Annotated in this window: 9 protein-coding genes and 1 pseudogene; 3 read left to right on the top strand and 7 right to left on the bottom strand. The window is 68.6% G+C overall.

Annotated features, from left to right (window positions below; translation table 11 throughout):
- From EBE87_RS30075 to hpxZ, 3 genes and pseudogenes are all read left to right on the top strand, one after another.
- Positions 1-222: pseudogene (locus EBE87_RS30075) on the top strand (DDE-type integrase/transposase/recombinase); the annotation flags it as partial.
- Positions 223-490: 268 nt separating this feature from the next.
- On the top strand, positions 491-1,678 hold the full coding sequence (locus tag EBE87_RS26575; RefSeq protein WP_122140265.1) for an amidase: 1,188 nt from the start codon (positions 491-493) through the stop codon (positions 1,676-1,678).
- A 17-nt stretch (positions 1,679-1,695) separates the two neighbouring features.
- Positions 1,696-2,097 (top strand): oxalurate catabolism protein HpxZ, encoded by a 402-nt coding sequence (gene hpxZ, locus EBE87_RS26570; protein WP_122140264.1) that lies wholly within the window; start codon positions 1,696-1,698, stop codon positions 2,095-2,097.
- Here hpxZ and uraD read toward each other — a convergent pair.
- The 7 genes from uraD to EBE87_RS26535 form a co-directional block, all read right to left on the bottom strand.
- Positions 2,075-2,833 carry a 2-oxo-4-hydroxy-4-carboxy-5-ureidoimidazoline decarboxylase gene (gene uraD, locus EBE87_RS26565; protein WP_122140263.1) on the bottom strand — a complete coding sequence of 253 codons (759 nt, stop codon included), beginning with the start codon at positions 2,831-2,833 and terminating at the stop codon, positions 2,075-2,077. The two genes, hpxZ and uraD, sit on opposite strands and share 23 nt — an antisense overlap.
- Positions 2,830-4,518, bottom strand: a complete 1,689-nt coding sequence (locus tag EBE87_RS26560) for a dipeptide ABC transporter ATP-binding protein (protein WP_122140262.1) — start codon at positions 4,516-4,518, stop codon at positions 2,830-2,832. The genes uraD and EBE87_RS26560 overlap by 4 nt, the downstream gene beginning before the upstream one ends.
- A gap of 13 nt (positions 4,519-4,531) precedes the next feature.
- Positions 4,532-5,437 (bottom strand): ABC transporter permease, encoded by a 906-nt coding sequence (locus EBE87_RS26555; RefSeq protein ID WP_233560230.1) that lies wholly within the window; start codon positions 5,435-5,437, stop codon positions 4,532-4,534.
- Entirely contained in the window at positions 5,434-6,444 is a 1,011-nt protein-coding gene (locus tag EBE87_RS26550) for an ABC transporter permease (RefSeq protein WP_122140261.1), read from the bottom strand. The genes EBE87_RS26555 and EBE87_RS26550 overlap by 4 nt, the downstream gene beginning before the upstream one ends.
- A 39-nt stretch (positions 6,445-6,483) precedes the next feature.
- A complete protein-coding gene (locus EBE87_RS26545; protein WP_122140260.1) occupies positions 6,484-8,076 on the bottom strand; it encodes an ABC transporter substrate-binding protein in 1,593 nt (530 codons plus the stop codon).
- Between the two features lie 11 nt (positions 8,077-8,087).
- Positions 8,088-8,834, bottom strand: a complete 747-nt coding sequence (locus EBE87_RS26540) for a GntR family transcriptional regulator (protein ID WP_122140259.1) — start codon at positions 8,832-8,834, stop codon at positions 8,088-8,090.
- Between the two features lie 241 nt (positions 8,835-9,075).
- Positions 9,076-10,275 carry an IS256 family transposase gene (locus EBE87_RS26535; protein WP_122140258.1) on the bottom strand — a complete coding sequence of 400 codons (1,200 nt, stop codon included), beginning with the start codon at positions 10,273-10,275 and terminating at the stop codon, positions 9,076-9,078.
- Between the last annotated feature and the right edge of the window lie 200 nt (positions 10,276-10,475).

Genomic DNA, 10,475 nt, shown 5'->3' with positions numbered 1-10,475 from the left:
TTCAAGCACCTGCTGGCCGGCCTTGAGTACAAGCCGCGGCGCATCGTGACTGATGGGCTCCGCAGCTATGGCGTCGCACAGCGGGAAATCTTGCCGCTGTGCGGCATCGGACCAGCCGCTACCTGAACAATCGTGCCGAGAATTCCCACAGGCCGACACGACGTCGAGAACGCCAGATGCAGCGCTTCAAGTCACCCGAGCAGGCACAGCGCTTCCTCTCAGCGCACGCGATGATCTATGGCCACTTCCGTCCACGGCGGCACCTGATGACGGCCGATCAGTATCGCCGTTCGCGCGACAAGGCGTTCCGGATCTGGCAGCAGGAGACGTGTGCCCGGACGACGGTGTGAGGTCACGCAAGCCCCGCCATGCGCTCAGACTCGCCCGGTCATCAAGCAACGTGACAGTGCCCCCGCCAGAGGTCCGCCATTCTTAAGCATCGGGCGTAGAGCGTGGCGCTGGCCGGCCCAGGTCTTGCTTGGTTCGATGCATGAAGCACATCACGAGCGACGCATTTCTTCCTGGCCCCCGCTATCGCCTAGCGGCCACTGCATCCGGTCCGTTGACCAAGCTCACTTTCGCGGCGAAGGACCTGTTCGACGTTGCCGGCACCCCGACCGGTGCAGGCAATCCGGACTGGGAGCGCTCGCATCCCGTGCCACAGGCGCATGCCTGGGCCGTCAGCACGCTGCTCAATGCCGGGGCAGAACTGGTTGGCAAGACGGTAACCTGTGAGATCTCGCTCGGTATCCTCGGCTTCAACCAGTTCTTCGGTACCCCGGCCAACCCGGCGGCGCCGGGCTGCCTGCCGGGCGGCTCGTCCAGCGGCTCGGCCTCCGCCGTCGCGGCGGGGGATTGCGACATCGCGCTGGGCACCGACACCGGCGGCTCCGTGCGGGTGCCGGCCAGCTTGTGCGGGCTATACGGGCTGCGCACGACGCATGGGCGCATACCCTTCGCCGGCGTCTGCGCCCAGGCGCCGAGCTTTGACACCGTCGGCTGGTTCACCCGCGATGCCACGACCTTCGCCCGCGCCGCCACCGTGCTGCTGGAGGAGCCGGTTCCTGACTTGGCTTCTGCGCCGCTGCTGGTGGCTGAAGACGCCTTCGCCCTGGCCGATCTTGAGGTGCGGGAGGCGCTGGCCGGGCCGGTCGATTTACTCGGCCGTGTGCTCGGCCACGCGCCGCGGAACATCGCGCTGGGTATGCCGGGCGAACTGGCGGTCTGGAGCGCGCAGCGCAACATCCTGCAGCGGCACGAAGGCTGGCGCACCTTCCGTGACTGGATCGATGCCACCAACCCCTGCTTCGCCTTCAACGTGGCGCGCAACCTGACGCTCGCCTCCGGCTTCACCGATGCCCAGGCTGCAGTGGCCGCCAGCCTGCGCCAGAGGGTGTTGGCCCGGGCACGCGAGTTGCTGGAAGGCGGTGCCATCCTCTGCCTGCCGACAACACCCTTCACCGCGCCGCCGCTGGGCCTGCCCCTGCAGGAACTGGATGCGCTATCGGAACGGATCAGCCAACTGACCTCCTTCGCCGGCTTCGCGGGGTTGCCGCAGATGAGCCTGCCGCTGGGCACTGCGGGCGGCAAGCCGTGCGGGCTATCCATCCTCGCTTGGCATGGCCAGGATGCGAGGCTTGTGGCCGTCGCCGAGGCCATCGAACGCGCCCGCAGCTGAACCGGAGAACCAAGCCGATGACCGACGTGAACGAGATCGACAATCCCGAGGCGCTGGCCGGACTGCGCGCCGCCTTCGAGCGCTACGACCGTGGGCTGGACGAGAACGACGTGGCCGTGCTGGACGACAGCTTCTGGGAGGACGCGCGTACCCTGCGCTACGGCGTCGCCGAGAACCTGTACGGCCACGCGCAGATCGCCGCCTTCCGCGCCAGCCGGACGCCAACACAGCACCAGAGCCGGGCACGCCGACTGGAGAACACAGTTATCACCACCTTCGGCCGTGACTTCGGCGTGGCGAATACGGAATACGTGCTGCTGGCCAACGGCCGCCGCGGACGGCAGAGCCAGAGCTGGGTGCGCTTTCCCGATGGCTGGAAAGTGGTGGCCGCCCATGTCAGCCTGATGCAGGATCCCTGACCAGCAGGGTCGTGACGCCTTCGGCCCGCTCGGGGCGGAAGGCATGCGGCCTGCCCTCCACCAGCAGCTGATAGGCCCCGAGCCGCAGCGGGGCTTCCTGCCAGAGCCGCAGTGGGCCGCCGGTACCAGCCGGCACCCAATGCCGCGCGATGATCTCGCCTTCCCGCAGCAGATGCAGGCCGAATGCCTTGCGTGCCGGCCGTGTCAGCTCGACGACTATGCTGCCGGCGGGCACCGGTTCCCCGAGGCACGCCAGCAGGCGAAAGCGGGTGACGTGCCCGACCTCCGCCAGCACGGTCGGCCACTCCGCCGCGGCATCCGTCGCCAACCGGCGGCGGAATTCCCGCAGGACATCGGCGGCCGTGCGGCGGCGCAGGGCGATGATGAAGGGAAATCCGAAGCGCTGGCGATACGCGGCGTTCAGCGCGGCCAACGCCCCGGCATCGATCAGCGCGCCCAGCGGCAGGTCGCCCTGTTCCAGCCGGGAGGAGACGGTGAGGCTTGCCGGCAGCGGCCCTGCCACCAGTGGCTCATGGCCATTCAGGAAGGCTCGGCGTGCGCCCTCGTCAGCGCTTTCCAGCGCCCGATTCAACGCGGCGTGCAGCGCTTGCCAGCTGGCGAAGGGCCGCGCCCCGGCGGCCGCGGCCGCGACCCAGGGCGCGCGTTCGAAGATGCCCTCCAGCGCCGTGGCGAAGTCCCCGGCGCTGGCGGCGTTCAGCGCGGCCAAGCTGGTCACGGCGGTTCCGGCGCGGCGGCCAGCAGTTCGCGCGTGTAATCGTGGCGGGGGTGCTGCATCACCTCGGCGGTCAGGCCCTGCTCAACGATGCGCCCGGACCGCATGACAATGACGCGGTCGCAGAGCAGCCGCACCACGTGCAGGTCGTGGCTGACGAAGAGGTAGCTCATCCCCAGCCGCGCCTTCAGGTCCTGTAGCAGGTTCAGCACCACCGCCTGCACGGAGACGTCGAGCGCCGCCGTCGGCTCGTCGAGGATCACCAGGTCCGGGTTCAGCGCGATGGCGCGGGCGATGCCAACGCGCGCCTTCTGTCCGCCGGAGAGCTGGTGCGGCAGCCGGCCCAGCAGCTCCACCGGCAGGCCGACCAGGCCCGCCAGCTCCTCGCAGCGCGCGCGCAGCCCGGCTCGCGCGGCGCGGCCACCGAGGCGCAGGATGGGGTCGGCAATGGCGCGTTCCGCCGTGTAGCGCGGGTTCAGGCTGTCGCTCGGGTCCTGGAACACCATCTGGATGCGGGCGCGCAGCGGCGAGCGGGTGAAGGCACGCGGCGGGATGTCGCCGATCTCCTGCCCATCGAAGCGGATGCTGCCTTCGGTCCTGTCGATCAGCCGCATCAGCATGGTGGAGGTGGTGGACTTGCCGCAGCCGGATTCGCCCACCAGACCAACGCTCTCGCCGCGCCGGATGGCAAAGGAGATGCCGTCCACCGCACGGACCGGCGGCTCGGCCGCGCCGCGCTTCCACCAGCTCGCGGTCAGGGGGCGGGGATAGGCTTTGACCAGCCGGGTCACCTCCAGCAGCGGCGGCGCGTCCGGGGGCGGCGCCTGGACAGGCTCGCCAGCAGGCGCGCCCTCCGGCAGCAGGTCCCGCAGCCCGGCGCCAGGGCGGGGCGTGGCGCGCAGCAGGCGGCGGGTATAGGGGTGGGCGGGAGCGCGAAAGATGGTGCCGGAGGCGGCATCCTCCACCACCTGGCCCCGCTGCATCACCACCACCCGGTCGCAGTAGGCGGCGGCGAGGCCGAGGTCGTGGGTGATCAGCAGCGTCGACATGCCGCGCACCCGCGTCAGCTCGGTCACCAGTTCCATCACCGTCTTCTGGGTGGTGACGTCGAGGCCAGTGGTCGGCTCGTCCGCGATCAGCAACTGCGGCCGGCAGGCCAGCGCGAGGGCAATGACGATGCGCTGGCACATCCCGCCCGACAGCTCGAAGGGATAGGCGTGGTAGCGCTCGGCGGCGCGGACGATGCGCACCTGTTCCAGCATCTCGACCGCCCGCGCCCGGGCGGTCTGCCGCGTCGCCTGTCCGTGGCGCAGCATCACGTCCTCGATCTGCCGGCCGACGGTGCGGATCGGGTTCAGCGCCGCGCGCGGGTTCTGGAAGATCATTGAGATCTCCCGCCCCCGCAGGTCGCGCATCGCGGTCTCCGGCGCCGCCTGCAGGGGCATGCCGGAGAACACGATGCTGCCTTCGGCGATGCGCCCCGCCCGGTCGAGGATCCGCATCACGGCATAGGAGGTGACGGACTTGCCGGAGCCGGATTCACCGACGATGCCGACTGTCTCGCCCTTCATCATTTGCAGCGAGACCCGGCGCACCGCCTGCACCGGTCCGGCGCGGGTGGCGAACTCTACGGTCAGGTCACGCAGGTCCAGCAGCGGCACGCGGGGGGTGGTGTCGGTTATGCTCATGCCCTTGCCCCCCTCAGCCGCGCCGCTGCGGGTCGACGATGTCGCGCAGCCCGTCGCCCAGCAGGTTGAAGCAGAACACAGCCAGCATCAGCGCGAGGCCGGGGAAGAGCGCCACCCACCACTCGCCGGAGACGATGAAGCTGGCGCCTTCCGCGACCATGATACCCCATTCCGGCGTCGGCGGCCGCACGCCCAGGCCGATGAAGGACAGGCCGGCGGCGTTGAGGATGGCGTAGCCCATGGTGAGCGAGACCTGCACCGCCATGATCGGCAGGATGTTGGGCAGGATCTGCGTCAGCAGGATGCGCCACTCGCCGTTGCCGGTCAGCCGCGCCGCCTGCACGAAGCCCGCTTCCCGCCGCACCCGCGCCTCGGCCCGCGCCAGCCGGGCGTAAAGCGGGAAGTTCACGATGGCTGTGGCGATGACGATGTTGGTGACGGTGTTGCCGAGCGCCGCAACGATCCCCATCGCCAGGACGAACAGCGGGAAGGCCATGATGGTATCGGCGATGCGCCCGACCACGCGGTCCGTCCAGCCGCCGAAGTACCCCGCGGCGACGCCCGCCAACCCGCCCAGTGCGAAGACCAGCACCACCGAGGCGATGGCCACCGTCATGTCCAGCCGCGTGGCGACGACGACGCGGCTGAGGATGTCCCGCCCCAGCTGGTCGGTGCCGAAGGGGTGCGCCCAGGACGGAGCCTGCAGCGCGTTGGCGGTGTCGCTGGCCAGCGGGTTGTAGGGCACGGCGAAGGGGCCCAGCACGGCGCAAAGCAGCAGCAGGAAGAACAGCGCGAAGGCCACCGCCGTGACCGGGTTGCCGGTGATGACATGGCGGGCGTGGCGCCACGCCGTGGCAGCCTCGCGCGGACGGGGGGCGGCTCCCGGGGCGGTTTCCGGGATGGTCTGGGCCGCGCTCACGCGCCCATCCTCGCGCGCGGGTCGATCAGGCCGTAGAGCAGGTCGATCCCCAGGTTCAGAAGCACGTAGAGGATCGCCATGGTCAGCACGAAGCCCTGCACCGGCGCAAAGTCCGAGGCGATCAGCGCTTCCACCGCATAGGAGCCGACGCCGGGCCAGGCGAAGACCTTCTCCACCAGCACATTGGCGCCGAGCAGGAAGGAGAACACCATGCCGAGCGTGGTCAGCACCGGCAGCATGGCGTTGCGGAAGGCGTAGGTCAGGATGACATGGCGCGGCGAAAGGCCGCTGGCGCGGGCGGTGCGCACGAAGTCGGCGGAGAGCACCGCCAGCATGCTGCCACGGCTGATGCGGGCGATCGGCGCCAGGGCGAACAGCCCCAGCGTGGCGACCGGCAGCGCCATCTGCGCCGCCGCGGCGCGAAAGGTCTCGATGTCCGACGCCAGCAGGCTGTCCACCAGGTAGAGGCCCGTCACGGTGGGCGGCGCACTCGCGAAGGCGTCCAGCCTCCCCAGCGGCGCCGGCGACCAGCCCAGGATGAAGTAGAACACGTAGACCAGCAGCAGTCCGGTGAAGAACACGGGCAGGCTGACGCCGGCGGTGACAACGATGCGGCAGAGATGGTCCGCCCAGCTGCCCTGCTTCACGGCGGCCAGGATGCCGAGCGGGATGGCGATGCCCATGGCCACCAGCAGCGCGGCCAGCGTCAACTCCACGCTGGCGGGCAGCCGCGCGGTCAGGTCCGCCAGCACCGGCTGGCCTGTGGTCAGCGACATGCCGAGGTCGCCGCGCGCGAGCGCCGCGACGTAGCGAAAGAACTGCTCCGGCAGGGGCCGGTCCAACCCCAGTTCCGCGCGGATCTGGGCGATGCTCTCAGCGCTGGCGGCGGGGCCGGCGAAGTAGCTGGCGGTATCCCCGGGCAGCACCCGCGTCAGCAGAAAGGTCACCAGGATGACCCCGGCCAGCGCCGGCAGGGCGCCCAGCAGCCGCAGAAGGACGGTACGCATGGCCGTGATCTCTCCAAGCCGGAACAGCAGGTCAGCGGATCAGCCCTTGGTCAGGCTGCGGAAGTCAGGCTCGCGGCTTGGCAGGAACTGGTAGCCGCCGATGTTCTTCTGCATCGCAACGTCGTGCAGCGGCTGCGCCAGCGGGATGGCCGGCACCTCACGCATCGCCATGCTGACGAAGGCTTCCACATTCCGCTTGTAGTCCGCCGGGTCGGCGGTGAAACGGGCGGCGTCGATCAGCTTGTCCATCTCCGGGTTCTGGTAGGAGGAGATGTTGAAGATCGAGTTGTTGCCATGATAGTTCCAGAAGAAGTAGTAGTCCGGGTAGTCCAGCCAGCCGCCGAAGCGGTTGATGGCCATCGGCGCGGTCTTCTTGTTCAGCTCGCCGCGGAAGTTGGCGCCGGGGATCTTCTGCAACTCGACCGTGATGCCGATTGGCGCCAGCGCCTCCTTGATCAGCACGGCCATCGGCTCCGCGATGGTGGCGGCGCCAGCATCAAAGATCAGTGTGGTGGTCACGCCGCCCGGTGCCGCCTGCTGCACCAGCGCGCGGGCGCGGGCGGGGTCGGTGTTATAGGGGTAGGGCTGCGGCCAGGCGGTGGTGGCCTCGCCGGTCTCGCCCCACATGGGCACGCCGCGGCCGAACAGCGAGGCCTGCATGATCTTCTCATACGGCATCGCCCAGGCCACGGCCTGCCGCAGCCGCATGTCGGTAAAGGGACCCGTCGCGGCGTTCAGCGCCACGGTCCAGAGCGCGTTCGGCACTGGTACGCCCACCACCTTAACCTTGCCGGCCTCGGCCAGATCCTTGAAGTCCTTCGGCGGCAGTCCGTAGGAGATGTCGGCGTCCCCGCGCTCGATCAGCGCGCGGCGCGTGCTGGGAGAGGGGATGTCGCGCGTGATGACCCGGCGCAGCGTCGGCCGCGCGCCAGAGGCCCAGTCGTCGTTGCGGACATAGATGGTCTCGACGCCTGGCTTCCAGCTTTCCACGCGGAAGGCTCCGGAGCCGGCGACGTTGTTCTTCAGCCATTCCTTGGCCCAGGGGTCGCCGCCGCCGTTGCGCTGCGCCAACTCGCTATCGAACACGAAGGGGATGGTGACGGCCAGGTTCGGCAGCGTCATCTTGTCGCGCCGCAGGAAGTCGATGCGGAAAGTGCGGTCGTCGACCGCGACGAACTGCTCGGCCTTCTCAAGCGACCCGGCCGCCATCTGCGTCGTCGCGAAGCCACCGATGCTGACGGCGCGGTCGAGCGACCACTTCACGTCCTTCGCGCTCACCGCACGACCGCTATGGAACTTTGCCTCTCGCAGGCGGAAGGTGGCGCTCATGCCATCGCTCGCCACCTGCCAGCTTTCAGCCAGATCGCCTTCCAGCTGGTCGATTTTAAAGGTGCTACCGTCGCCGCCTGGTAGCGGCACCGGCCTGAAGCGCAGCAGCCGGTCATAGCAATTGACAGAAACGCCGTTGACCGGTTGGGCTGAGCCGATACCCTGCATGTCCAAGCTGTTGGGGCCGTATTCCTGCACCAGCAGCAGGGTTTCTCGGCGGCTGGGCGCTGCCGTCTGCGCGGCTGCGAACTTGGGCACGAAAGGCGCGGCCAGGGCGCTGGCCAGGAGGCTGCGGCGGTGCATGCGGTCTATTCCTACAGGGTGAGAAACATCTGGCGCCCCCGGCGCGTCGTCGTGCCAGGACCAGAGGGAGCAAGGGCGCGACACAGCGCGGCCAGCGGGTCCGACACCCCGGCTGGGTGCAGCATGACGGTGACATGGCGCAGATGGTCGCGTATGACCGTGGCGGCGCGCTGCATTTCAGCGACGGCCAGTGCATTGAGAAACTGCACGTGTTCCTGAGCGGACGCAGTGGCTTCGCGCGGTGGTTGGTAGAGCGCTGCGGCAAGCGTGGTGCGGGCCGTCAGGTCACGCAGCATTTCTGCCGCTGTCCGGTTGCCTAAGACCTCGGCGAGATGCACATGAAAGTTGCCGAGCTGGAAGCTGCGCTCCACGCCGTTGCGCGTCGTCAGCAGGCGCTGCCCCTGGCGCAGGTGGTCGCGCAGGCGGGCCGTGCCGGCAGGACCGGGCGGTGTGCCGATCGCCAGCATGCCGCATTCTAGCGTGCATCTGGCTTCCAGGGTCTCGCGCGCCTCGGCCGGCGATGGTTCCGCCACAAACCAGCTGCGGCGGGCACTGACCCCTGCGATGCGCCTTACCGCCAAACGGATCAGCGCTTCCGGAACTACGATACGCGAGACGGCGAACAGCTTTGCGAGTTGCTCAGCCAGCCAGCTGCCTAGCTGCAGCTGGCTGGCTCGCACGGCATCCGTGATACGCTGGTCGGTTCCTGGCGCACCAGGAAACGTCATATCGTTCGGATCGCTAGGCGGATCTTGCATACAAGGTAACAAGCAAGCCGCATGCCAGCAGGGTCGTGCCGCAGGCTTGTAAAGTGCACAGCTGCACGGCCTCAGGAGGGCCAAATCTCCAGGCGGCCGGCCAGGTTGGGCACGCCCTGACCTTGTTGCACGGACTAGCGGCTTGGGCGCGGTGAGCCTTACGGGTAGCTCGGGTCAGGCAAGGGTCGTGTCCCATCGCGTGGTGTAGGAGCGATGGTTCCCGGCGGGCTGAACTGCCGGATCAGGCTGGCACGGCGGAGAGCCTGACGCTGGCAGTATCGCTGACGGCGCTGATGGCTTCCAGGGTCATGTAGCGGGAGCGCTGAGTGGCCCACTCATCGGACTGCTCGAGCAGGATGGCGCCCATCAGCCGCACGACGGCAGCCTCGTTGGGAAAGATGCCGACGACGTCGGTGCGCCGCTTGATCTCGCCGTTCAGGCGCTCGATGGGATTTGTTGAGTGCAGCTTCGCCCTGTGGGCGGCGGGGAAGTTCATGTAGGCGAGGACGTCTTCCTCAGCGGTGTCCATCAGAGTTGCAAGCTTTGGGACCTTCGGGCGGAGTTGGTCGGCTACCATCCTCCATTGCTGCTTCGCACCCTCCGCGTCCGGCTCCGCGTAAGCGGTGCCGATCCAGGCCGAGACAATACGGCGCTGCGACTTGCCTGCATGGGCCAGCGCGTTGCGGGCGAAGTGGACGCGGCAGCGTTGCCATGTCGCCCGAAGGACCTTCGTCACGGCGGCCTTCAAGCCCTCGTGGGCGTCTGAGATCACCAGCTTGACCCCGGCCAGACCCCGGCGGGCAAGACTGCGGAGGAAGTCGAGCCAGAAGGGTTCTGCCTCGGACGCCCCCACCGCCATGCCGAGCACCTCGCGGCGCCCATCCGCATTGACGCCCACCGCGATGGTAACGGCAACCAAGACGATCCGGCCCGCCTCCCTGACCTTCACGTAGGTGGCGTCCAGCCAGAGATAGGGCCAGTCACCCTCGATGGGGCGGGTCAGGAAGTCGCGCACCCGATCGTCGATCTCGGCACAGAGCCGGGACACCTGGCTCTTGCTGACGCCCTCCAGCCCCATGGCCCGGACCAGGTCGTCGACGGAGCGGGTGGAGATGCCGTGGACGTAGGCCTCCTGGATCACCGCGGTCAGCGCCTTTTCAGCGGTCCGACGGGGCTCGAGGAAGGCTGGGAAGTAGCTCCCTTTCCGAAGCTTGGGGATCCGGAGCTCGACCGTGCCCGCCCGGGTCTGCCAGTCGCGGTCCCGGTAGCCATTCCGCTGCACCAGCCGGTCCGGGGAGTGCTCGCCTGGGGCGGCTCCCGTCACCTCGCCCACCTCCAGCTCCATCAGCCTCTGGGCGGCAAAGCCGATCATCTCGCGGAGAAAGCTCGCATCAGAGCCTTTCTCCAGAAGCTCCCGAAGAGCAGTCTTGTCGTCGGTCATCGCGGTCGGCTCCAGGTCAGGATTGCAGGTCTCAGCAACCCAACCCTACCGAGAACCACCGCGGTGACCGCCACCTCAAAGGCAGTCAGGGCCTACACCACGTCCAGGGACGCGACCCAGGCAAGTCGGGCCCACTCCGGACGTCCAAGGTCAAGCATGCGGTTCAGGACGTTCGTAGCAATTGCCACTTCGGTCGCCTG

Origin of the sequence: Teichococcus wenyumeiae (assembly GCF_003696345.1) — a bacterium.
Taxonomy (GTDB): Bacteria; Pseudomonadota; Alphaproteobacteria; order Acetobacterales; family Acetobacteraceae; genus Pseudoroseomonas; species Pseudoroseomonas wenyumeiae.
This window is presented reverse-complemented; position numbering and strand designations above follow the sequence as displayed.